Consider the following 24489-nt stretch of genomic DNA (forward strand, 5'->3'; position numbering starts at 1 on the left):
TAATTAGAAAGTAATGTTTACGCCTCCTGAATACATGCGTTGTTGTGGATAGAATCCATTGTTCACGTTGGGCATTTCAGGATCGAGGTATTTCAACTTATCCCAGGTGATGAGGTTGAAACCGGATACATAGAAACGTATCTGCTGCACTTTTACCCTGTTGAGCAAGCGGGCAGGGATCGTATAACCCAATTGCGCTGATTTCAGGCGCAGGTAAGAACCATCCCTGATCCAACCGGAGTTGGAGTGGGCATTGTTGGCAGAAAGGGGGGCTTTGTAAGCAGTAAGGCGCGGAAACTTTGCATTGGGATTATCTGGCGTCCAGGAATCCTCTACGAGGAAGTAAGGAGAGTTACCATAACCATAGAAGGTTTTGGTAAACGGTGTATTATCGTCTACTCCACTGGTACCACTGGAACCCTCATAAGTACCGGCCAGGTTTACATTGGCCAGTGCCGCACCCTGGAACAGGGCAGAGAAATCAAAACCTCCGTAGCGTACATCAAGGTTCAAGCCATACATCAACTCGGGCAGGTTGCTGCGACCTACAAAGGTCATGTCTTCTGCGCGGGTAAGACGGCCATCGCCATTCAGGTCGCGGTATTTAAAATAACCGGGGGCCACTACACCACCACTGGGAGAAGTACCATTGGCTGCTTCCTCCCAGGTTTGGTACATACCATCGGCTATGAAGCCCAGTTTTTCACCGATGCTTCTGCCTACCCTGCGCTGCCAGGCTGGTAAGCCAGCAGCTTCATTAAAGCGGATGATCTTATTCTTGGCCCAGTTCAGATTGGCCGTGATACCATATTGTACTTTGTTGATGGTATTGCGGTGCCTGATCTGCAGGTCAAAGCCACGGTTGTCTACTACACCATAGTTAATGCTGGCGGGATAATAACCTCCCAAAGATGGAGGGTACAGGTCGCCGGGATTGTTGAGGATATCTTTGGTGGTCTTATAGAACCATTCAAAATCAAAACCCAATAAGCCATTCCACAACACTGATTCGAAACCTACATTGGTAATAGTAGAGGTCTCCCAGCGAATGTTCACATTGGGCGGGTTGCTGGTAAACAAAGCAGATACGGGTTGACCGCCGATCACTACCACGGGACTGGTGGTGAGGGAGTAAGTTTGCAGGTAGGCAAAACGGCTATTACCATCATTACCTGCACGACCTATAGAACCTTTCAGTTTCAGGAAACTAACTGTTTTGGAGAGATCATCGAAGAATGCTTCTTTACTGATCACCCAGCCAGCACCTACGGCAGGAAACAGGTCCCAACGGTTGGCGGGTAAAAAGTTTACGGAGCCGTCATAACGGCTGGCGATCTCCACCAGGTATTTGTCTTTGTAAGCATAGTTGACACGGGCTACCAGACCAGCTCTTGAATCATCAATATTGCTGGAGCCGGTAGGGGCTATCTGGTATTCAGTAGCCTTGCTGCCATAATCAATTTCATGCAGGTCGGTCAATGCAAAATTGCTGGCGCCTGTAGAGAATACATTTGATTTTTGTTGAGACCATTCATACAATACCAGGGCATTGATGGTATGATCGCCCAGTTGTTTGCTATAGGTAATGCTGGGCTGGAATGTTTTGCGGTTGTATTGGCTGTAAGACTGGCGGAGGGTAGTACGCGTAATGCCAGGCAGGGTATTGATCTCGGTATAATTACCACTTACCTGATCGCGGCTACGGCCCATGAGGGTATAAGGTGTTAACCAGCTTTTGTTTTCGGTACTGCTTTTATCATAGGCAGCCAGCAATTTCAACTCCAGGCCTTTAACCCAGGGCACTTTTACTTTAAAAGTGATATTACCCTGGAATACGTTGGTTTGCGCTTGCTGGTAACCAGATTGCTCCACAGAAGCAACGGGGTTCACCCAGCCGGCATTGCTGTTGTAGCCAACAGGCAGACCATTGGGCGCATACATGGGCATATTGGGCAGCATACGCACAGCCTGGTAAAAGGGGTTGAGGTAGGCTGTATTGTCGGGAGAAATACCGGGGGTATTGGTGAGTTGCTGACGCAGGCCCAGGTCGAGGGCTACGGAGAATACATCATTCAATTCAGCATCGAGGTTGGAGCGCACATTGTACCGTTTGAAACCGGTATTCTTTATCACGCCATCCTGGTCGAGCATACCAGCGGAAGTAAAATACTTTACCTTGTCGGTACCGCCCCGCACAGTGATGTTGTGGCTTTGTGTTAAGCTGGTGTTTCCGACCAGTTGATCCAGCCAATCGGTATTACCCAACAGTGGATTGGTATTGGTACCATTCCTTACTTCATCAATTTGTTTCTGGGTATATACATAAGGCACCGGGCTGGCGCCTGTGTGATCGAGGTAATCATTGTCCATATCAGTTCCCTTATTGTACCATTCCATATAATCCGGACCGTTCAGGAACTTGGGGAAACGGGTATTCTGGTTAAGGGTAACGGCACCATCATAACTGATTACCGGCTTTCCGCTTTTACCGCGTTTGGTAGTAATGAGGATGATACCATTGGCTGCCTGCAAACCATACACGGCTGTAGAAACGGCATCTTTCAATATGGTGATGCTCTCAATTTCATTGGGATCGAGGTTACTGAAAGAGGGACGTTGTACGTTATCAATAATAACCAATGGGCCCTGGTTGGCTCCATAAGTACCCACACCTCTGATACGCAGGGCTGCGTCATCGGCGCCGGGGCGGCCTGACTGTTGCAAAGAGGTAACGCCTGGTATCCGGCCGGCAATCAGGTTGGTGACGTTCATCGTAGGCGCCTGCTTCAGCTGGTCGCCGCTGATCTGGGCCACAGAACCAACTACATTGCCTTTCTTCTGGCGGCCATAAGCCACCACTACCACTTCATCGAGGTCTTTCAAATTCTTTTCGAGGGTGAGCTTCAACTGTTCGCCAGCTTTGGCAGTAACAGTAACAGGCATATAACCTGTCATAGAGACCACCAGGATCACTCTTTCTGCAGTAACGGGCAATGAAAATTTGCCAAACGCATCGGAGGAAGTACCCTGGGTAGTGCCTTTAATGATCACAGATACACCGGTAAGGGGAAGTCCATCGGAAGAAGTGATGGTCCCTGAAACCGGCTGGGTTTGGCCAAACGATAAAAGATGGCAGGCCAGAAAGAATGCGAGCAGCCAGCTACTGCGCCCTGCAAACAATTGATACCGGAATAGTCTCATATACAACTGCATTGGTTAAAAAGGAGGTTTAGAATTTAGTACCGGTTATTCCAGGCTACCTGAAATAGTGATTGACTTCTCGAAAGGATGAAGGTATTTATCGAGCAATACAGCAACAGACCGTCTGTTGAGTGTATGGCTGCCAGTATCAAGGGGAAGGTTTAGGGAAGCAATGCGCAGGTCATCGATCGCTTGTCTTTCTGTGATCTCCAATCCCGTTGCTTTGAGTATCTTGATCAGTTCGGTCACAGTGAGCATCTCACCGGAAGCCGCCCAATAAGTTTGTAAGGCGGGATAATATAAACGAAGGCCTTGCACCAGTTCATAAGCACTGATGGGTTGTTCCGGATAAAACCAGGTTTGATTGGCCCACATATAAGGCACACCTGTTCCTTTCAGTATACCGGTAGCGCCTATTTTCTGGATAACACTAAACTGAGGATCGGCAGCAGGTACATCGATAAACGGCATGATGTATCCATTGGCTTTCAGCAACTGTGCCTGTACATCGCGCACATGTAGTTGTGCCGGCTGTTTGTATTGCTGTATACAAAGGGCGGCCATCATGCCGGCTGCCTGTCCCAGTTGCAGCACCACGGGCTGCAGGCGTGTAGCGCCATTGACCATATTGGTAACGCTGATGCTTTTCTCTGCTACGATGAGCCCCTCTATATCCCGGGGAATGAGGCTGCCCATAGGTACATTGTAAGAGGGTACTTTAATTTTTACAAAATCAATAGCAGGGGCGGCAGGGTTTTTCAGGTGATGGTGATCAATGGTATAATCGCCTACGGCAATACCTGTACGGTAAAGTGCTTCTTTGCTGTCGTAAGGACGGGCAATATGGTTGACGGTAAATGTGACGAGTCCTTTCAGGCGCCGTGACTCCCGGTGATAAGGGATCATGGGCAGCTTATCCTTTGTAGGAAACTCATCATCGGCCAGGCCCAGGTTTTTATAACCCAGGGATGTTTGCAGGTAATACACGAAGTGCAGGGTGTGCAGTTTAGCCTGTTTTAATAACTCTTCGCGCTGGGCAGGTGTTTTCTCCACCAGGTTGAGGTAGATATCGTTGCCGCACTTGGGCCAGTTGATCATGTACTTATTACCTGGCAGGCGGCCATACTGCATCATGCGGTAACAATTGTTTTGCGGACTATCGAAAGAAGCGGGATCACTTACATCGCAGGAGCAGCCAAACTCGCTTGCATTGTATCCTTCGGGCTTAGGAATGGTTTTATCAGCTCCTTTACCATAATCTTTCAGTACGGCTACATAGGTAAGGTCCTGTATAATATCATTGGCTTTTTCGGGAGCCAGTTCTTCACCGGTATCATGACGGCTATCCATTCCTACGGAATAACGGGCGCCGGCTGCGGCCATTACATCTCCCTGTTCCGTAGCATCAATTAAGATAGGAGCTTGTACGGTGAGTTGTTTCTTTCCCTGGCTGATGGTTACGATCCATTGGCCCTGTTCACGTTTCACCGTAAGCCACCGTGCTGCAAACCATATTTGTAATTTCTTTTCGGCGGCTGCCATTTGCTGCAACAGCTTGTTGCCTACATGGGGTTCGAATAAAGTATTGCTTACCCAGCCGGTGGCTACGGAATCGGGACCGCCATAATGTTTATAGAGCAGTTGTCTGAATTCGCCCCAAAGGCCGGCAGGCATGCGGTGATTGCCGTCGATAGCAGATACACCGGCGGAAGTGAGCATACCGCCCAGCCAGTTTGTTTCTTCGATGATCAATGTGTTGACGCCCATCCTGGCAGCCTGTATGCCTGCTGTGGTGCCACTGGCTCCCCCACCAATGATCAACACCTCTGTGTTAAAGGTCTGTTGCGCCTGCAACTGTACACTACAGGCCAGTAAGACAAACAGTACGTAATTGATCTTACCTCTCATTTTCGTATGATTTTTCGTTGTTGCCATGCAGCTATCGTCAGCGTGGCAATAGAGAATTAGCAATCGTTAATAATGTGTACGTCCCGACCTTTGAACCTTTTTTCAACTCACCTGACTACCGGCCTGTTAGCCTGGCAGTTTATCTGCATCTGCATTTGCTTCTACGGCTTCCCATGTTTTCCAAACCTGGTACAGGGAACGGGGAATATGAAAACATCCTTTCCATTTTCCACCTTTCAGATCCAGCAACACTTCTCCTCTCCTGTTGAGGTAACCAAACCATTCGCCATACTGCTCATCGCGGAAGTGCTGCCAGGTATACTGATGTACTTTCTTAAACCATTTCAGGCAGCGTTCATCGCCTGTTAATTCAAATCCTTTGGCCAGGGCTACGAGGGCTTCTACATGCACCCACCATAGTTTCTGGTCCCATTCCAATTGCTGCGGGGGATTGCCCAGTACATCTTTGAAATAATAAATACCACCAAATTCCTTATCCCATCCATACTCCAGGGTGTGCAGCATGATATCGCAGGCTTTTTGTATGAGGGTTTTATCTTTCATGCGCCTGCCGAGGTCCATGATGAACCACATGGCTTCTATGGTATGTCCAGGATTTATTAACCTGCCTTCAAAGCTGTTGGAGAATGAACCATCGGGGTGAACACTTTCCAGGATCAATCCATACTGAGGCTGGTAAAACACTTCCATCACTTCATGAATGACGGTAGGTATGAATTCATTTACCCGGCCTGCTCCCAACAAGTGTTCCAGTTCAAGGGATAGGTTGCAGAGGATCATGGGCAGGCTAAAGCCTTTCAGCAGCCTTGTGCCCGGATACGCTTTATTATAGATTCCTTTCCAGTTGTCTTTCCTGCGGAGGATGTTCTCAAAAGTATCAACGGCTATTTGTTTATAGCGGTCATTGGGACTGGCTTTGTCGAGGGAAGCGAATCCCATGGCGGCAAAGCAGTCGCTGAAAATATTATAAGGTTGTGTGAGTGGCTTTCCTTCTGCATTGAGGGAGAAATACCAGTTGCCGGCCGTAGCATCACGCCCATACTTTTCCATGAAAGCGGCGCCGTGCAGGGCCATATCGAGCCATTCCTGCTTTTGGGCTACATTATTATACATATAGCTAAAGCACCACACCTGCCTGCCTTGCAGCCACATGAACTTATCGGTATCATACACGCTGCCATCCCGCCGTAAACAGGTAAAAAAACCGCCATTTTTCTCATCTCTGCTGTGTTTTAGCCAGAAAGGCAACACATTATCTACCAATTCATCGCGATACAGGGCTGCATAGGAACTATAAAGCAGCCCATTCTCAGCAGGTAACTCTTCTGTCAGGCTTTCATTTCTAACATCCGACGCCATAAATCCTTTGTATTATTAATTTGTTTTACTTTCGCAGGTAAATTTAATAATTAATTTATTAAACAAACACAATTAATAAATATTTTTATTAGAATAGTTCATTTATCACATACTTATTATTTAAACCCTATTCGCTTATCTTAGTTAATGAAAAAACTTTATCCCGATCAGGCTATGGTAATCAAACAAAGCATATTTGAAATATTCTCTGAGGAAAACACCTCAGGCGTGGCTTATAAGAACAAGTCGTTTAAGAGAGCTATTATTAACCACCTGGATCAAACGGGTAATACAACTATTACCGACCTGGCGCAGGAGCTAAACATCAGTGTACCTAAGATCACCAGTCTGATCAATGAGCTGATCACCGATGGACTGGTGCAGGATGATGGCAAGGAAGATTCGAAAGGGGGTGGCCGCAAGGCCAACCTGTATGGGCTGGTAGCCGATTCAGCCTTCTTTCTGGGGGTAGATGTAAAACACTACTATATTAATATTGGCCTGCTGGATTTCAAGAAGAACCTGGTAAAGCAGGAAATGCATGTGCCTTATTTATTGGTCAATACCAAGGAGGCATTTGATCAGCTGGTGAAGATCATCCAAACCTTTATTGCCAATCTGCCGGAAGAGCACCGCAATATCCTGGCGCTTTGCCTGAACCTGTCGGGCCGTATCAACAGTGAGAATGGCTATAGCTACAGCTTCTTCCATTTTCACGAAGAACCACTCAGCGCTACGATTGAGAAGATCACGGGCATCCGTACTTTCCTGGAAAACGATTCGAGGGCGATGGCCTATGGAGAGTTTCACAATGGGCTGGTGCGGGAGGAGAAGAATGTATTGTTTGTCAATATGGACTACGGCATTGGCTTGGGTATTATGATCGACGGGCAGATCTACCGGGGCAAATCGGGCTTTGGCGGAGAGTTTGGTCATATCCCTTTATTTGCCAATGAGATCATTTGTCATTGTGGGAAGAAAGGATGTCTGGAGACGGAAGCTTCCGGACAGGCACTGATCCGCCTGTTCAGGGAAAAGATAGAACAGGGCTCTTCTTCGGCATTAATGCAGAAAAACAAATTGCCGGAAAAACTGCAGCTGACAGACATTATACAGGCTGCTAAAAATGAAGATGTGCTGTGTATTGAACTGATCGCTGAGATCGGCGAAAAGATCGGGCGGGGTATATCGGTGCTCATCAATATCTTTAATCCCGAGCTGGTGATACTGGGCGGCATACTGGCCGAAACCGGTGATTATATACGGCTACCCATCCGCAGCGCCCTCAATAAATACTCCCTGAGCCTGGTTAATAATGACACGCAACTGCATATGTCTAAGTTGCAGGAAAAGGCCGGCGTTATTGGCGGATGCCTTATTGCGAGGGACAAGCTGCTGTCGGTGAAATAGTACAAGCTTCGAGCTGCGAGCTATGAGCAGCGAGCCAAAGACAATAAGAACATGCGGTCTACAGATTAAAAATATAGGTTAAAGCATAATAAAGAAGCTTAATTATTAAATATACTTACTAAATTCGCAATGGTTAATAAAAATATTATTTAACTAACCTACCATTGCACACTCATGATTAAAAACGTATTAAAGCATGCAGGTTGCCTGCCCCTCCTGCTTATTGGCAGCCTGGCTACAACCCTCCCCGCTCAAGCCCAGGAAATCAGCCCCGACCTCAGCAAACGCATTCTGGCTACTGCACAAGGCAATATTGTAGAATTGCCCGGACTCCTGACGGAAAAATTTCAGCAAATAGGCTACCGGAAGATCGTACTTCCGGGACCGCAGTATCTTATATCAGATGATCCTGAATATATCCGTGTGCCAGAGGCGATCGCTTTGCGTGAAGCGGTAGAGCCAGGTACGGTAAGGTTGTATGTATACAATGTAAACGGCGTGAAAGAGCCGGCGAAAATAGAGACCAGGATCGCTGCTGTTATAAAAAATACAGGTAAGGGCGACATGCGTTTAAAGATGTTGAAATACTCCTCTCAAAAGCCTACTACCAATTATTTCCAGGCAGGTAAGCAGGGATTAGCGGATTTCTTTGCCGCTACTCCACAAACTACGGTGCGCATTATTAAACCGGGTAAGTCGATTGCCATTGATCCTGCCCAGGAGAAGTATGTAGCTAAATATGACGAACTGGTACATGGCTTCTATGAATTCCTGATCGATCAGCCTGGCGAAATAAGCGTACTGCAAACTGATACGAAAACACCGGTAACTGTAGCTGTAGACCGTATTAAAACGATACTGCCTTTTAAGGGCAACAATGCCGGACGTGGTACATTTGGCGTATCCAATTATAGTGTATTAACGCAGGAAACCCTTGATACTAAGAATGGCATCCGGCAGATCATTATGGCCGATGGCAATATAGACCCCTGGGTAATGGGTAAGGAATATACCAGCGGGCAGGTAGCTGGGCTGGCCGGTAACTATGGTGTCATGTACCAGGTAGAAATGAAATGGAAAAGTACCGATGGTCGTGGATTGGCATTGGTGACCTGGAACTCGCGCGCGGATAATGGCCAATGGTGTGGCGGCATGGCCAATACGATGGTGGTAAGCAAGGGTAAGTTTAAAGAAGGTATTATACAATTGCCTGCAGACCGGTTGATCACTAAAAAGAATCCGGAAGCGATCCTGGTGCAGGTATTTCCACCTGCAGCGAATGGAGAAGAACAAACGATCCGTTTTACTTATTCACCGCCCGGCGCTTCCTGTCTTCCTACCCCACTTGTGTTTATTCCCGTGGATATGAAGTAAAGTTGCAAAAGTATAAAAGCGAAATGGCCTGCCGGTGCGGGCCATTTCGCTTTTATGTGGCGCGTCGCTCCTTCATTCATCCATATTGTATTCTATATTGATTCGAGTATCTTAGGGTCATCCTTGGGTCATCTTAGGGTTTTCCTGGGGTTCTTATAGGGTTTGAACCCTAAGAAAAACTCAGGATAACCTGAAGAAGAGCGACCGAATACCTGGAAATACCCGAATGAAGAGAGGAGGAACAAAGGTGCCAATGTCGCTTCTTACGGGCATCCTCTTGGCTTATCCCGCATATACAATTTACTCTTCTCACCAAATGCCCGTCCAGGTTCGTTGGCATGCCGGGCATCGAGGGCCCGGAGGTCTGTTTCGAGACGCATCAGTTGACTTAATTGGGTAGACAGGCAGCCTAGTCGCCCGCGGGCTTTTTCGTTGCCATGCTGTGCCTTACAAATCTCAACTTTGGTGGAAAGTATATTCTCCTGTACCACGGCGAGGGGATCCATAAAGCTGGCCATACTACGTTGTGCATTGCTGTTTGGCTGGTTGGTATTGCCAGCCCGGGCCTGCCGGAGGGCCTCTTCCTGTTTATTGGCTTGTTCCTTTTTGAAGCTGATCAAGGCTGCCCGCTCATTGGCACAAGTACCGCTGACACTCGCAGACGCACGGTCCAGCTTTTCTTTTTCTTTTTGGAGATTGGCTGCCTTCTGGTTAAAGAATGTTTCTTCGCGCTCGACAAACTGGGCTGTATTGAGACAGGTATGCGTGACCTCCATATTTGTTATCCGGCAGCTATAGCCCGTAGTTCGGAACTCGGTAATGACATACAACCCTTCATCGGTCTGCAGATACCCCACCCCAAGATTCCCCAGAAACTTCCGGGGATGTATTTTTTCGGGGAACCGATCGCCAAACAGGTACCAGGTCATATCGGGATTGGTCGAAAACCGGTAGGCCATAGCAGTCATTCTTCCGTTGCAATAAGATTCGGTCGAGTTCTTTCGCTGCAAGTCGACGGCTCCCGTAAACATACCTGCCATCTGTTGATAAGGATTGCGGTTGGAATTGCCAGTCGTCACCCATTTTTCGATGGTGTTATTTTTCCCTTTGTTATTGTGGTAATGGTATGTATTGCCTGTCATGCTCATGACCTGGAAGGAAAAATCAGCCAGCTCGGGGAACAGTATGTTAACAAGGCCATCTTCATGAGGTGGCAAAAGTCCGATCACCCCGGTAGATGCATTGACGAACATACATTGTTCCGCCATCTTACCAGGTGTGGTGATCTTCAGGTCGAACTCCATATTGAAACATAAGGGTTGTTCATGTGGTACTATCATACGCGGCCCGGTGCTGCCGGTCAATACAGGCGCCTGCCTGACAGCCGATCGCCACCGAAAGATAGCTACGCTATCCCTGCGATCACCTTGAGCAGATGCGCCACCGGCAATGGACACGATGAGTAAAGCAACCAGTAATAGTTTTTTCATGACTGGCAGTTTATAGTTTTACAAATTCCACCCGGCGGTTCTTTCCTTTTCCTTCTGCATTGTTATTACTCGCTACTGGTTGTGATTCTCCCTTGCCGTCGGTTTGTATCCTGAGACCGGCAACGGCATAATTTTCGGTGATATAGGTTTTCACAGCGAGCGCCCGGCGTTGTGAAAGCGTGAGATTGGCTGCACCATCACCGTCACTGTCTGTATGTCCGATAATCCTGATCTTCAAAGCAGGGTTCTTTTGCATGGCATCACCCAATTGGTTAATGATGGAAAAAGATTCCTTTTTGATCCGGTCGCTATTCACATCAAATAATATATCATTGGTGACGGCCCTGCCCACTTCCATCAACTGGTCGACCAGCAGACTACGTTCATCTGTATCTGCAGATGCGATCCTGATATTACCAACGAACATGCCGGTTTCAGAAGCAGGTATGATCGCATTGTTATTCAGGAAAAAGGTGTTGCGCATACCATCGGTCAGTGCTTTTGGCAGGTCGATCACTTTGCTGTCATTGAGGTACAGTCGTATACGTGATTTATTGACTGCGATGGCCACATGCAGTACTTTATTGACAAATGACGTAAGGGGGAAGTTGCTCTTGTTGCCGATAATATCATTTCCCAGCCCATACTCCAGCGTTTTACCATCTGCTTCTGTATATCTGTGCAGGTTGATAAAGAAGCGGTCTTTATAGAACATATCTTCCTTTAAAATATCTTTCACCTGGCTGAGGCCAAACTGGATGAAGGGGGTAGTCCGGCCACCTTCAGACCGAAGGAAAAGATCAAATTCGATGGTGCAGTCTTCGGGAAGCTGTTTTTTAATTACTGGCACGATCACACAATTATGCACCACATCGAGCCACTTTCCGTTCTCCCCATCAATGGTGACAATCTTTCCGCTGCCATTGGTATTCCATTGGGCGGGAAAATCGCCCATCCTGTCTTTTGTAAAGTGATCTTCGAATATTACGCTTTCCCCGGGCACAAAATCACTGCCGCCGCTTACAGCAGGGGCTCCGCCGCCACGGTTGCTGTTACCTGCAGCCCCGGTACCAGTGCTATTGCCTTTTGTGTCAGTTGTGGCAACATCAGGGTTATTACCAGTGTTTTTGTTCTTCTTTTTGAAGATATTGCCTATTGCCCTGCCGGTTTTATCAAAAGCTGAGTCAAGTCCTTTATCTATTGAAGCATCCACCCGGTTATTGGCTTTATCTTTTGCTCTTTGCTCTACGCGTTTGGGAACAGGTGTCTGCGCCTGTTGCGTCAAAAAACTGACCAATAATAAGTGCAGGATGATGAGGCGTTTCATAATGGTGGTTATTTACCCCAAACCTACCCTGAACGCTGAACAACAGCAACTACATGATCATGTAGTGCAATAGTGGGATAATAGCAGTCTGCCCCACTCATTTAGTAATTGTCCAGCCAGGACTTTCCCAGGTGCAAGTAATTTTTCAACCTGGGCATAAAAGCCGGGTCCAATGACCTCAGGTAAATAAACTCTTTAGCTGCCTCTGTTTGAACAATACCAGGATCTGAAGCTCCATTGGCTAAGATGGAAAAGAGATCATCCGTAAACTGATCTTCTTCCTCCTTATTTCGTTCCCAAATAAAGGGTTTGAAGATTGGATTATTTATTTTTAATAAACTTACGATGAGTTGCAAGTCAACTATTACTTCGATATAACTTATGATAACAGGTCTGATTTTTTCTGTATCATAGGTATTGTCCTCACTAAAGTTGATCATGTCGCCATATGCCTCCCCTACTGTAAGAAAAATACCTAGCAAACGGGTTACCGGTAAAGGATAAGAAGACCGGGGGCTATTCAGATAAAGTCTTTTATTTTCCATCAAAAGGACCACTAGGCCGATACTTAACAGGATAGTTCTCAATATAGCAGCATGATCATTTAGATAAATAATAGATTCCGATCCAATATTTCCATAAGCCTGTTGCAGTTTATTCCTGTAGTCGCGAAAGCGTTTATTTTCCTGACGCTCCGTATCCCAGTTCAAATGAAATAACAGGGAACTGGCCAGTGCATCAGCGCCCATTTCGAAATACTTTGTAGCAGTTGCATCATCCAACGGGGTATTCTCCCCATTTTCATTTAAAGAAAAATCTGATGTATCACCGCGTTGGGCTGCCAGATAGTCTATATGTCCAAGCATCCAGTGGGCCTGCTCGTGGAGCATGGCCCATTGGGCCGACAGTTCTGCTATCAGGTCAAACTGGAATAAGCGCCAGGGAGCTATCGGAATACCTGCTGTTAACAATTGGGCATGGGCATCTCCCAGGGCTACTATTGACCCGTAATTCAAAAACCTATCGGCATGATCGGGGCCTATGAGGAAAAAGGGATTTGCGATACTAAGCTCTCCTGTGGGGGTGCGTTGGGTAAAAAATGACTTCGTACACAAACATTTGCCCAATAGATCTTCTACAGCGAGGATGAGGCCTATATTAATTTCAATGGTTGGCTCTTCTTGTTTCCATTCTTTGATAACAGCAGCGTTTATATTCAGCTTAGGGCTGATGTTTATTTTTGTGGCAGGTTGTAATTCGAACGCATCCTTCTCCTGGTTTAACAATTCTATCCATCCCGCTATCTTCTGGTTGTAATCATTTGTTACTATGTCAAGAAAGGAGGTCTTGCTTTTTTTGCCTTTCTCCCAATCATGCAGATCATATGCCTTGATGCCTGTATAGGATGATTGCTCTAATTCGGCCAACAGTGAATTGGCGATACTGAGTGACCCGATCCTATGGGCAATCCCTTTGCGTATATTGCTGAAATATTGATTTTTAGGCATACTTAAAGATAGTAAGCAGGTACTAAAGTAGGGAATAGCCAACAAAGGCCGTCTCTTATGTTGGAGACGGCCTTTTCTTTGATTATAGTTTCCCAATCAATTATTTGTAACAGCGTACTGCAAAAATGGCGGCTGGCACCTGGGCGGAAGGGTGCTCCACTTCAATGACCAACTTACTTGTATTGACCGGCTTTTCGAAGCTGATGCGGTTATGAGTCTGATAATTCTCTTTCTTTTCCGCAATGATATTACCAGCTTCATCTTTTATGCGGTAATTCCGGATGCAAAAAGGCATGGCGGATTCGGGATGCTGCATCAATACGGATTCCATGGGGTGATCGTAATCGGTATCAAAGAACAGGTCGATATGGTTGATGGAGCGGGGGGTATTCCAACTTACCGTAAGTGCAGGAGCCTCATCGGTCCAGTTGGCCACCCAGGCATTGGGTTGGGTAGTGGGCCTATCGACACCATTGCGGATATTCTCAGCTTTAAAGACAGGCAGTCCCGCCGGATATTTGAAAGCAATATTATGTCCTTCGGGCCGGCGTTGGGGACACCAGAATTCGAAAGCATCCATGCCTATGTCTTCCGGCGGTGTTTGCTTGCCGAAATTGGAAACGGCCTTGTTCACGCTGTTAAATACAGATAACAAACCGGTGACGCGCTTCTCTGAATAATGAAGCTGTACCTGTGGATTCTTGATAAATGTAATAAAGGCATAACGCTGCTCCTGGAGTATTGCATCAAACTTTACCTGCATACAATTTCTGCCGGGATGAATATCGAGCACCTGTGTAGCCACGGTGATATCGGGTGTATGATTGGCAGACTTACTGCTGATGCGCAGTTCCACCTGCAGCGTAGTGGTGGTCTCTGCCTGTGCATGAAAGACGAAGGGCTCTATCTTTCCCTGTTGCAGGGGCACCATCTGTGCTACAGAAAGCAGTAAGGGCTTCAGCAGGTTGCTTTCAGGCAATTCCTGCAATACCAGTTCACTGGATGCTGTAATAGTTGCAGTCTGTACCAGGTCTTCTTTCTCTTCCAGTTTCAACCCAGGAATATATTGCCCGGTTTTCATTAAGCGTTGTTGCAGCTGTGTGATGTATTTCTGGCTGAGGATAGCGGCCGGTAGTATATTCTTTTCCCGGCATAGGGCTGCTGCCATGCCCACGGCCTGCGATGCATACGCTGCGGTAGCCATTACGCGGGTAGAGCCAAAAGCCACGTGCGAAGCACTGATCAAACGGCCACCCAGGAAAAGATTGGTAATATTCTTACTGTATAAGCTGCGGTAAGGGATCTGGTAAATACCCTTGCTATGCCATTGGTTGCAACCCGGTTTTTCGCTGAACACACCATCGGCAGGATGAAGGTCGATGGACCAGCCGCCGTAAGCCACGGCATCTTCCTGCAGGCGTTGTTCTACAATATCCTGCTGTATCATCATGTAATCGCCTTCAAAACGGCGGCTTTCTCTTTTACCGGGAATGGTACCTACCCATTCGAGGGTGAGGTTGGCGGCTTCGGGAAAATTGCCGGAGTTCTTGATGTAATTCCAAATGCCGTACACTACTTTCCACAATTCCCATTTGATGAGTTCGGTATCATGCACGGTATCCAGCCTGCCGCCATATTCTATCCACCATAATTTGCAACCAAAATCCTGTGCATTGAATGATTTAAAGCGGGGAATCTCCTTGATATCCTGGAGAGCAAAAGAAGGAGCTGTGTAGGTAACGGGCCGGCCGGTATCCTTGCTGTAGAAATACAAGGTATGTCCCAGCAGTTCGCCGTATTCCTCTGTAGGAGCAAACTTTTCACCAAACTCTTCCTTGCTTTCAGCTCCCATGCGGAAAGCGGCTCCCGCGAGGAAACCCACTACCCCATCGCCCGAAGCATCACAAAATAAGGGAGCTGACAATAGGTATTCTGTCTGGTTCTGGCTGCAAAATGCTTTTACAGCTTGTATGGTAGTAGCGTCTTTCTTTTCTACGTCATAGACTGCTGTATTCAACAGCAGGGTAATATTGGGTTCACTCACCACTTTATCCAATAGAATGGTATCAAATATAACGGGATTGCCTTCGGCGTTGCGATAAGTATTTTCCACGAGTATCTCATCAACCACGCCACCTTCCCTGGCCCAGCGGTTGTTGTTGCCCATATGAGAAGTAGCTCCCAATATCCACAAGCGCACTTCGCTACTGGAATTACCCCCCAGTACGGGCCTGTCCTGCACCAATACCACTTTACTACCCTGGCGGGCAGCGGTAATGGCACAGCATACGCCTGAAAGGCCACCGCCTGTTACGATCAGGTCTGCCTCTATTTTCCTGTTTACAAATGAGCGTTTACTGTTTCCGTTGTTTTCCAATTTCATCATTATCCGGATTAAGAATTATTGATAAGGTTTTATAATACAAGCCACGAGCTATGAGCTGCGAGCTACGAGCCAATACAATATTTTTACCTGGGTTGCCCACTTTCTTTTTGTCTTACTTTAAAGTTTTACTTACTGCTGTGAATCCGCCAGGCTTTACTAATGATACTTTTACACCTTCCTTTTCGGTAGTCGCTGAAAGTGGTATCACCACCTCCTGCCGTTCGCCGGGTTTTAAGGTTTTCAGCTTTACCAGGGCATCACCATATTGTAACTGGTAATTGCGCAGGGTATAAGCGGGAAAGTTGGCGCGTGTGGTAACAGCCACGGTTATTCTGCCTGCTTCGCGCTTTACGACTTCCAATATGGCGGGTGCAAATTCTTCCTGCAGGTAAGTATAACTCTCGCGCAATTCACGGGCTGGTGTTACCAGGCCCCAGGCCCGGTAACCATCGGCATCGGTGCCGGGAAAACGGCTTTGGTAATCATTCAAGGTCCATACAGAAGCGCCCACTAAATAATCACATTGCCTGAAGGCTTCCATGGCACTTTTGAAGTAGGCAACACGCGCCGCTTCATTGCCGGCATTAAAACGGGTACCAAACTCACTGATGTAAATGGGCTTGTTGGGATATATTGCATGTACCTTTTGCAGGAGCTTTAAATGATTGCCGTAGATATTGGCGCAAATGAAATCCACATACTGTGATGCTTCGTCTTCGGGCTTCTGAACATAATCGCGGAACACGGTGTAGCTGGCAAAGGTGATGAGACGGGTTGTATCAATGGTCTTCACAAATGTGCTCATGTCGCGGACCCAGGCCTGGCCTTCTTTGGTTTGCGCCTGAAATTCATTGCCCAGGCTATACGCAATGATGGAGGGATGATTCCAGTCGCGCTCCATCATTTCTTTCATCTGTGCCTGGAATTTGGCGCGCATCAGGGGATCGGCCATTTGCCCTGGAGTCATTTGCCAGTTGCCGGCCTCGGCAATGATCAACAGTCCATTTTTATCGGCCCAATTCAACAGGCTTTCAGAAACGGGATAATGACTAATACGGGAAAACTCCATGCTACCTTGCCTGATGAGGGACAGGTCTTTCACCAATATGCTATCCGGGTCGATGGAACCATAGCCGGGATAATCCAATGGCCGGTTACAACCTCCCATGCGAATGGGCTCACCATTCAATAACAGCTGGGTACCCTTCACCTGTATGCTGCGAATACCGAAGGATTTGTTCATTGTATCCCTGCCTGCGATTACTTCTGCCCTGTACAGGTGGGGCTCATCGGGATACCAGCGCTTAACAGCCGCTGCCGGCAGTACTCCCTCCAGCACTAAGGGCGTACTGCTGCTGGCGGGCACAGCCGTAACTACGGGTTTAAATTTAATGTCGATCTTCTGACCACCATAATAAATATTGGCAGTCAGCAAAGTTTGTGCAGGCTGTGCAGTAAGGTTATTGACAAATGCCCTGATCCTGATGCGGGCATCTCCTTTTGACTGTTGGGGTTCGGCAATGACCTGGGCCTTTTGTATGAATACCTCCGGACGTACGATCAGATGCACGGGTCTTGTAATACCACCATAATTCATCCAGGCATATAGCTGTGAATGATCGGTCCGTGAAAAAGTATCAGCCGTTTTGGCGCCGGGAATGGTGGTGGTATCCCACTCGTTGTTGACAGAGATTGCCAGGATATTCTTAGCCTGCAGGAGGTCTGTTACATCCAGTTCAAAAGGGGTATAACCACCTTCATGGGAGCCAGCTTTTTTGCCATTCAACCATATTGTTGTTTTATAGAATACTGCTTCAAATTGCAGGAAGGCCCGGTGGCCCTGCGGCACTGCAGTTGCCTGGAAGTTCTTAAAGTACCAGGCGGCTCCTGTATAATAGAAGTAACGTTTGTCAACTGAAAAACTATGCGGTACCTGTACCTTATCATAACCATTGATAACAAAATCCGTAGCATACCAACGGTTGACCTCTCCTACTTTCACAGGGTCGAGTGTGAAGTTCCAGGCGCCATTGAGTGAAATGCGTGATTGGCTTTGTGCTGCTGTCAGCAAAGGCAATATTAATAAGAGGAGGCTATGTACTAATTTCATGTTCCGCATTCTTTATAGGTTAGGTTTTATGGTACTTCTTACTTTTTATCGCCCAGGACCACTGATTCACTTTTCACTTCTCTACCATCGACAGCTGTGAGTAACAAATAAAACGGGATAGGCTGTCCGCTATCAACCGGTACCGTAAATTCAAAGGGATAGGCATTGTCATCCATCCGTACTTCTTTACCGGCAGCGGTGGTGCAGATCAGGGAAGCCTGTTTGTATTTGTTGTCATCATCTTCCAGGTACACATACAAGCGACGGCTGTATTGGCCCAGGTTAAACAGCATAGCATGTGCATTGCCAGTCTTCAACTTTACATAATCATGGCTTGTGGCAATACGGCTTGTATCCAATATCTTTTGCTGGAAAGATGATCGTATGGCTGTTCTTTCCAGCGCAACAGCTGTCAAGCCGTTGGCAGGCACGGTGATGGTAAAGCTGCTGTCTTTAAGTCCCTTCAACAGTTTACCTGTGAACGTAGTAACAGTGCTCTTGCTGTTGAACCTTACCCAGGATGGATTGATGGTTACGGTAGCTGTGACTGGTTTACCGGATTGGTTGGTGAATGCCAGTAACAGCTTATCGTCCTTTCGGGCAGCTATATAATTCAATTCGGTATTGTCCATGTGCAGCAGGCGGGCCGGCATCCACAATTGCACCTTGCTTTCGCTATAGAAGTGTCCTTTTTGTGCGCCATAGAGGTTGTTTTGCAGGTAGGCATATCCTTCCATGTATTCGTACGGGAAACTGATCTTTCCATTGCTGCGCACAAAGGCATCAGTGACCAGGTAATCGAGCAACATGGATGCCATGGGCAAAATATGGTTGTAATGAAAAGAATTTACGCTCTGGTCTTTGTGCTCATGTAACGGGAAATCGACTTTTTCATAGGCGGTCGTTCTTTCTGTATTAATATGATAACCTGGGAAACTCCTATAGCGCCCTATGATGGATGCCTTTGCTACATTCATGAGGAAAGTATCGCGGGTATAATAACCAATCCGCAACATCCAGGGTGCATAGTTGGCCATAAAGATGCCCCGGTGACCGGTGGAGGTACCGGATGATTCGGGGGTAAGGCCCATTTCTGACAAGCGCCAGGCGGGAGCCTGCTCTTCGGGATAATACATTTGTTGGTGGCCTTTGGACTTGAGGTACCAGTACATGGGGGCTTTGCCTCCTTTGTTCACGGTGATCAAACTATCGGGTATCACAGGGCACATCCAGGTGAACATGGTATATTGACGGGCTCCCTGACGGGCTGCTTCGAGGTAGCGTTTGTCCTGAGTAAGCTCGTACAATTGCAGGAACTCTATCCATCGCCCGGTAAACGTAGGCCAGAAAAAATAGCTGCCCTGCATGGGATCGTTGAAACCGGTTTGCGGTTGTGTGATCCTTTCGGCCAGGTATTCATTGGCTTTGGTGACAGCGGCCTGCAAATAGTTTTTATCGCCGGTAGCCTGGTAGAGGTACATGGCATTGATCCAGTTATTACCTTTCTCTTTGGTATCGAGGTTGCGTATACGTGCAAAGTTGAATTCCTTCTGCGCCATCAGCAGGTAGAAATCATTTTTCTTACTGAATATATTGTACAAGGCTACCAGTTCGGATAAGGGCGCTATCGGTCCTTTTAACTTCCGGGAAGGACTTTGGATCTTTTGGGTACTATCGAGACTGAAGAGGAATTTTTCCCGCGACAGCATAAATTCCATGAGGGGATAAGCCCGCTTTTCAAACATTAGGGAATCATCTCTTACCAGGGCCAGTTCTAAGGGGTTGAGGCTGGATACATTCTTAACAGCACCTGGTACATCGGTAGAATAAGCACAACCTTTCAGGCTGTCAATAAACCAGGCATACTGCGACAGGGAATAATCCACCATATTGTCCAGGGCGGCATTGAGGGAGGCAATATCATTGTGGCGGTAATCTTTAAAACCGAATATCTGCTGGGCAATATTCTGGTAAGTGTCATTAACAGACTGCGGCCCGGCAACCAGGTAGAAAGAAAATTCAAATGTATCACCGGGTTTCATTTGAGATAAATAGCCGCCGGGCATGGGTGCGTAAACCTGTGGCTGCAGCTGTTTCTGTTGGTTCAGCAGGGATACACCAAAGCGACTGTTGGGCAGCATAGGCAATGGCTGAAAGGGAATCTCCTTTGGTGCTGCCAATACACCAATGGTATTGACGCCATCATTGACCATGGTAGCGGGCAGGGTGGCCATGAAGGCGGGGGTAAGGTAAGCCGCATCGGGGATGCGCTTTTCCTGCCATATCAATGGCTGCCAGAGGGCAGCGGCTTTTTCCGGCGCCAGGGAAGGGGCGCCGGTATAGCCCACACTATAAAAACCTGGCCGTAAAGGCCGCAAAGAATACTGCAAAAGTGGGTACGGCTTTGCAGTTGTCAAAAGATAGACGGATAGTTTGAACGAGGGGGATTCAGGAATATTGAAAAAAACGGTGTCTCCTTTTCTATAGGCGCCGGTGGCTTTCACTTCGGTCCTTTCACCGGCGTTGAAAATGTTGGCGGTTCTCCATTCAGCTTTAGTTCTAAGGATGCGGTCATCAAACCCATCACCTGCTACGGATGCATTGACCTTCTTTTGTACAAAATCGGCCTTGCTGCTGTCCTGCACTTTCCAGGTAAGTACATTGTATTCTACTTTTTTAATACCGGCGGGCTTCAGGGCCATGCCGGGATCAAGGGCATTGTACAATACCACAAAAGAAGGGGAGAAAATATAACTGCGTTGTCCGCTCTTAATGATCACATCGGTTTGTCCGGCCGGAATGCTCACCTGTACCTGGCTGTGTGCGATACCCACCAACAGGCAACACTGCATCATGCTCAACATATACCAGGCTTTTCTATTCGGCATAGAATTATTCACTTTTGATTTGGATAACCAGGCCGCCGGTAGCAGGCAGGTTAAACTGATTGCTGTATTTATTGTGTACGTTTTGCTCCGTGGCAGCAAATCCTGCATCCTTCGGAGCATCTGATACGATATATGCTTTGTACTTTTTTTGTTTGGCCAGGAAGGAGGTCTGCAATGTAAACGCAGTTGCACTGTCTGTTCCATTGATCACTGCTATATACCAATCCTTTCCTTTACGCCGTGCAAATGCAGCGAGCTGGCCTATTTTACTGCCCGGTAATACGATGGTCTCGTCCCAGGTAACGGGTAATGTTTTTAATAAAGGAAGAATGGGTTGATACACCGGATCGTTAAGAAGGGTGATGGGATTTTCTGCGATACACTGAAAGGGTGAATTGAACAGGTAAAGCAGGGCGAGCTGATGGGTGTAGGTAGTATTGGCTTTGTTGCTAAAGAAGCCCGGTGTGTAATCTCCATGGCCACAAAGAAAGCGGGTGAAGGGCAAAGCGGCATTGTGCCAGGCAGGGATTGGTTCTTTCATGATGTTGAGCTCCATGCCACGGATGCCTTCACGCGTCATTTCATTGGGCCATGTCTTGCTTTCACCGGTGGGCGCCTGGCAACCATGAAAGTTGACCATCAGTTTTCTTTTGGCAGTGGCTTCCAGGAATCCCAGCTCAAAATCAATGAGGTCTTTGGCCTCACTGTTCATAAAGTCTGTTTTAACACCTGCGGCCCCGGCCATCTGTACACTGTCGAGGAAGTTATTGCGCTGTATGGTATCTCTTATATCTTTTGAATGCTTCCACACCCAAACCTTCACCTTCCTTGTAGCAGCATAAGCGCAAAGCTCCTGCAGCTGCTGCCACTTGTTGGGCCATTTGGTTTCCCAACCTTCATCGATCATGGTATATTGGAACTGTAATGCGGCAGCGGCATCAATGAATTTTCTTTCCTCTGCCGGCTCCATGTAGTGTTCATTGCGGGTGATCCAGCTCCATACGGATTTGCCGGGTTGTATATAGCTTGTTTCAGCAAAGAGGCTGGTATTGGGTGCGGGATTAAGGTCCTCAATCACCTGGTTATTGACGAGCTCCTGCAGGTTATTGGCATATAGCACAACGCGCCAAGGAGATTGTAATTTACCGTTGACAGCAAATCCTGCCGGACCTTCTGTAAAATTTACCTGCAGGGTATTATTGCCAATGGCCTTCAGGCGCATACCGCTGTAATCAGCGAGCGCCGCTTCTGTAACCACGATGTATTTTTTGGAAGGCAATTGGATCACCAATGGCTTTCCCTGTATGGCACCCTGGGAAGAAACAAGCGGCAATTTCTCTATGGCTGTTTGTTGCCACAGACCAGCATAGGACTTGAGTTTCCAATCGCTGTTCCTTTCAAAATACCATACGGATGAGCTGGCGGGAATCTTAAAGGAAGTTAATTCCTCCTTCACCAGTTGGTGACCAGTTCCTGCCGGTATATACCGGAAAGCGCAGCCATTGTCGAACAACCTGAACTCGATGGTATCCTGTACTGCTTTGCTCCGAATGGTAATTATATATACTGTACAATGATTGGTAGCGAACTGACTATTGATTCGGGAGGGGAGCGTTTCGGTAATGGTATACTTACGAGCAATGGTTATATTATCAACGCCTGTTCCCACCTGGCGGTGATCTGTTTGTAATCCCAGGTAAGCAGGTTCGAGCAATATATGCTTACCAGCAGCCAGCTGGTACATGAGCTTGCCCTGCTGTATATACAGGGATGCCTGTACTTTTTTATGAGGGCTTTGCAACAGCAGGTTATCTGCCGCACTGAGCAAGTAAGAAGAGAGCAAATAACATATGGTAAGCACGAGTCGCATTGGGTTCAAATTTAATGCCTTGGGATGCCTGCGGGCAAGGCTTTTCCGCTTAAAAACCAATGGGAATGTTCCCAATTTGCGGGAATGTTCCCAAGAAATACAAGCCCCTTTAGAGTCCGAAAGTCCGGAAGTCGGAAAGTCCGGAAGCAAAACCTTCATCAGGCTGCCAAATGACAAGTGAGGCTTCGACAAGCCCCTGACATTTTTATTTTGGCAGTGCCTCGCCTCGTATGAGGATCTTACCGAGATACAGCACGGTCCTGTCGTATTTGGCAGGATTGGCGGTGATATCAGCCAGTTGGCTTTCGCCCAGTATCTTCCGCTTATCAGACTTTACGGGCGATAGCTTTATGGTAACGGTATGTTCACCGGGTACAACTTTGATACATTCAAACTGGCCACGGTAGCGGTTATTACAAAAAGGCCCAAACCTGTTTACTAACTCAGAGCCGTCGGTATCTGTTACAGTGGATATGCGTGTACCAGCCAGCACCGGTGACAGTTTAACCGGTTTACCATCTACTTCTACAGCGAGTTGCCCTACTTCGGGGCCGCCGATATCGAAAAAGCCGAACATATTGCCTTTGAACCGGAATGTAAAAGAGGCGCCAGGTTGTTCGGTTTTCATGATATAAGGAAACCAGGGAGCAAACTGTTTCAGGAATGTACTGTCGTTGGGATTGATCCGGTTCCATCCACTGCTGAATGCAGCCAGCTCTGCAGGTGCATACATATGAGCATTCTCCCAGTTATCGGCAAGGAGTGGCGCCGGTAATACATGTTTGCGTGAAAGGGCCTTCTTTTGCAGGGTAAGCATGCTTCTGGCAATGGCGCCCACATACAGATCGCCGCCCTCAGGAAGGGGGTGTGCGCCATCATTTGAAAAAATGATCTTGCCGGGAATGGTTTTACTATCGGAGCGCCAGACCAGCTTTCCTTCCTGTACCATCAAAGCTGGCTGCACACCCAGGTGAATAGATGGGATACCGTAGTAATCGGCCAGTTCTTCCAGTCCGCGTACATTATCCGGCACCTTTCCTGCCGTATAGATGGCATGTTGTTCATGGTGGATGGTGTACAGCAGGCAAATGTCAATAGTGGGATCAAATTCCCATATCTGCCTGATGATACCTTCCATGCCTTCGCGGTAAGCGCCGTTGACGGCAAATTCAACGAATATGATATCAGGGTGGTATTGCAATAGCTGTTCGTGCAGGCGACAGGCTCCCAAATCGGTACCGGTTCCGGATATACCGGCATTGATGGCTTTCATGGGAACATTAGGGTACAGGGATTGAATGTACCTGGCAGTTCGTGTACGATAGCCATATACAGCCTGTGTAATGCTGCCTCCTATAAAGCCCATGGTAATGGATTTGCCTGCAGCAGCTTTGTGAAAGAAGTTGGGCAGGCCATTACGCACAGTACATTCCCTGCTATTGTCAAATTCAAGCGGTTTTATAACGGGTATATCGGCTGCGGCGGGATCAAAAAACAGCGGTGAAGCTCCTCCCTGTGAGGCAGCCCTTAGCCGTTCTTCATATGTTCCCTCTGCTTTGTTGCCCTGAGCAAAAGCGCTAGCAGCAACAAGCAGTGCCAGGGATAAAAACAAATAATTACGCATACTATGGTTACTT

Annotated in this window: 13 protein-coding genes; 2 read left to right on the forward strand and 11 right to left on the reverse strand. The window is 47.4% G+C overall.

Annotation, left to right across the window (positions count from 1 at the left end; genetic code table 11):
• Window positions 1-3: 3 nt before the first annotated feature.
• The 3 genes from D3H65_RS17035 to D3H65_RS17045 all read right to left on the reverse strand — a co-directional run bounded on the left by D3H65_RS17035 (window position 4) and on the right by D3H65_RS17045 (window position 6489).
• Window positions 4-3201 (reverse strand): SusC/RagA family TonB-linked outer membrane protein, encoded by a 3198-nt coding sequence (locus D3H65_RS17035; protein WP_162915682.1) that lies wholly within the window; start codon window positions 3199-3201, stop codon window positions 4-6.
• A gap of 45 nt (window positions 3202-3246) precedes the next feature.
• On the reverse strand, window positions 3247-5109 hold the full coding sequence (locus tag D3H65_RS17040) for an FAD-dependent oxidoreductase (protein WP_119051460.1): 1863 nt from the start codon (window positions 5107-5109) through the stop codon (window positions 3247-3249).
• 126 nt (window positions 5110-5235) lie between these two features.
• Window positions 5236-6489, reverse strand: coding sequence for an AGE family epimerase/isomerase (locus D3H65_RS17045; RefSeq protein ID WP_119051461.1), 1254 nt, complete (start codon window positions 6487-6489; stop codon window positions 5236-5238).
• A gap of 147 nt (window positions 6490-6636) precedes the next feature.
• On the opposite strand from D3H65_RS17045, the gene D3H65_RS17050 reads away from it, so the two are divergent.
• Together D3H65_RS17050 and D3H65_RS17055 are read left to right on the forward strand one after the other, a co-directional pair.
• Window positions 6637-7899 (forward strand): ROK family transcriptional regulator, encoded by a 1263-nt coding sequence (locus tag D3H65_RS17050; RefSeq protein WP_245999519.1) that lies wholly within the window; start codon window positions 6637-6639, stop codon window positions 7897-7899.
• Between the two features lie 174 nt (window positions 7900-8073).
• The gene (locus D3H65_RS17055; RefSeq protein ID WP_119051462.1) at window positions 8074-9273 is read left to right on the forward strand and encodes a copper amine oxidase; all 1200 of its coding nucleotides are present in this window, start codon (window positions 8074-8076) and stop codon (window positions 9271-9273) included.
• Between the two features lie 263 nt (window positions 9274-9536).
• Here D3H65_RS17055 and D3H65_RS17060 read toward each other — a convergent pair whose 3' ends face one another.
• The 8 genes from D3H65_RS17060 to D3H65_RS17095 all read right to left on the reverse strand — a co-directional run bounded on the left by D3H65_RS17060 (window position 9537) and on the right by D3H65_RS17095 (window position 24476).
• Window positions 9537-10763: a hypothetical protein gene (locus D3H65_RS17060; RefSeq protein WP_119051463.1), complete on the reverse strand. Its 1227-nt coding sequence runs from the start codon at window positions 10761-10763 to the stop codon at window positions 9537-9539.
• Window positions 10764-10773: 10 nt separating this feature from the next.
• Entirely contained in the window at window positions 10774-12090 is a 1317-nt protein-coding gene (locus tag D3H65_RS17065) for an OmpA family protein (RefSeq protein ID WP_119051464.1), read from the reverse strand.
• A 101-nt stretch (window positions 12091-12191) separates the two neighbouring features.
• Complete coding sequence (locus D3H65_RS17070; RefSeq protein ID WP_119051465.1) at window positions 12192-13598, reverse strand: hypothetical protein; 1407 nt, start codon at window positions 13596-13598, stop codon at window positions 12192-12194.
• A gap of 100 nt (window positions 13599-13698) precedes the next feature.
• Window positions 13699-15984, reverse strand: a complete 2286-nt coding sequence (locus D3H65_RS17075) for an FAD-dependent oxidoreductase (protein WP_119051466.1) — start codon at window positions 15982-15984, stop codon at window positions 13699-13701.
• A 112-nt stretch (window positions 15985-16096) separates the two neighbouring features.
• The gene (locus D3H65_RS17080) at window positions 16097-18094 is read right to left on the reverse strand and encodes a glycoside hydrolase family 2 protein (protein ID WP_211345507.1); all 1998 of its coding nucleotides are present in this window, start codon (window positions 18092-18094) and stop codon (window positions 16097-16099) included.
• Between the two features lie 38 nt (window positions 18095-18132).
• Window positions 18133-20982, reverse strand: a complete 2850-nt coding sequence (locus D3H65_RS17085; RefSeq protein WP_211345508.1) for a glycoside hydrolase family protein — start codon at window positions 20980-20982, stop codon at window positions 18133-18135.
• A gap of 4 nt (window positions 20983-20986) precedes the next feature.
• On the reverse strand, window positions 20987-22852 hold the full coding sequence (locus D3H65_RS17090; RefSeq protein ID WP_162915683.1) for a glycoside hydrolase family 97 protein: 1866 nt from the start codon (window positions 22850-22852) through the stop codon (window positions 20987-20989).
• Between the two features lie 205 nt (window positions 22853-23057).
• Complete coding sequence (locus D3H65_RS17095) at window positions 23058-24476, reverse strand: SGNH/GDSL hydrolase family protein (RefSeq protein WP_119051469.1); 1419 nt, start codon at window positions 24474-24476, stop codon at window positions 23058-23060.
• Between the last annotated feature and the right edge of the window lie 13 nt (window positions 24477-24489).

It is taken from the genome of Paraflavitalea soli, assembly GCF_003555545.1.
Classification (GTDB): domain Bacteria; phylum Bacteroidota; class Bacteroidia; order Chitinophagales; family Chitinophagaceae; genus Paraflavitalea; species Paraflavitalea soli.

What these genes read in the sequence shown, in the direction of transcription:
- D3H65_RS17085 (WP_211345508.1), bottom strand. Translation starts at nt 20,982, where the DNA reads ATGCCGAATAGAAAAGCCTGGTATATGTTGAGCATGATGCAGTGTTGC.
- D3H65_RS17040 (WP_119051460.1), bottom strand. Translation starts at nt 5,109, where the DNA reads ATGAGAGGTAAGATCAATTACGTACTGTTTGTCTTACTGGCCTGTAGT.
- D3H65_RS17050 (WP_245999519.1), top strand. Translation starts at nt 6,637, where the DNA reads ATGAAAAAACTTTATCCCGATCAGGCTATGGTAATCAAACAAAGCATA.
- D3H65_RS17060 (WP_119051463.1), bottom strand. Translation starts at nt 10,763, where the DNA reads ATGAAAAAACTATTACTGGTTGCTTTACTCATCGTGTCCATTGCCGGT.
- D3H65_RS17065 (WP_119051464.1), bottom strand. Translation starts at nt 12,090, where the DNA reads ATGAAACGCCTCATCATCCTGCACTTATTATTGGTCAGTTTTTTGACG.
- D3H65_RS17080 (WP_211345507.1), bottom strand. Translation starts at nt 18,094, where the DNA reads ATGAAATTAGTACATAGCCTCCTCTTATTAATATTGCCTTTGCTGACA.
- D3H65_RS17055 (WP_119051462.1), top strand. Translation starts at nt 8,074, where the DNA reads ATGATTAAAAACGTATTAAAGCATGCAGGTTGCCTGCCCCTCCTGCTT.
- D3H65_RS17090 (WP_162915683.1), bottom strand. Translation starts at nt 22,852, where the DNA reads ATGCGACTCGTGCTTACCATATGTTATTTGCTCTCTTCTTACTTGCTC.
- D3H65_RS17095 (WP_119051469.1), bottom strand. Translation starts at nt 24,476, where the DNA reads ATGCGTAATTATTTGTTTTTATCCCTGGCACTGCTTGTTGCTGCTAGC.
- D3H65_RS17035 (WP_162915682.1), bottom strand. Translation starts at nt 3,201, where the DNA reads ATGAGACTATTCCGGTATCAATTGTTTGCAGGGCGCAGTAGCTGGCTG.
- D3H65_RS17045 (WP_119051461.1), bottom strand. Translation starts at nt 6,489, where the DNA reads ATGGCGTCGGATGTTAGAAATGAAAGCCTGACAGAAGAGTTACCTGCT.
- D3H65_RS17075 (WP_119051466.1), bottom strand. Translation starts at nt 15,984, where the DNA reads ATGATGAAATTGGAAAACAACGGAAACAGTAAACGCTCATTTGTAAAC.
- D3H65_RS17070 (WP_119051465.1), bottom strand. Translation starts at nt 13,598, where the DNA reads ATGCCTAAAAATCAATATTTCAGCAATATACGCAAAGGGATTGCCCAT.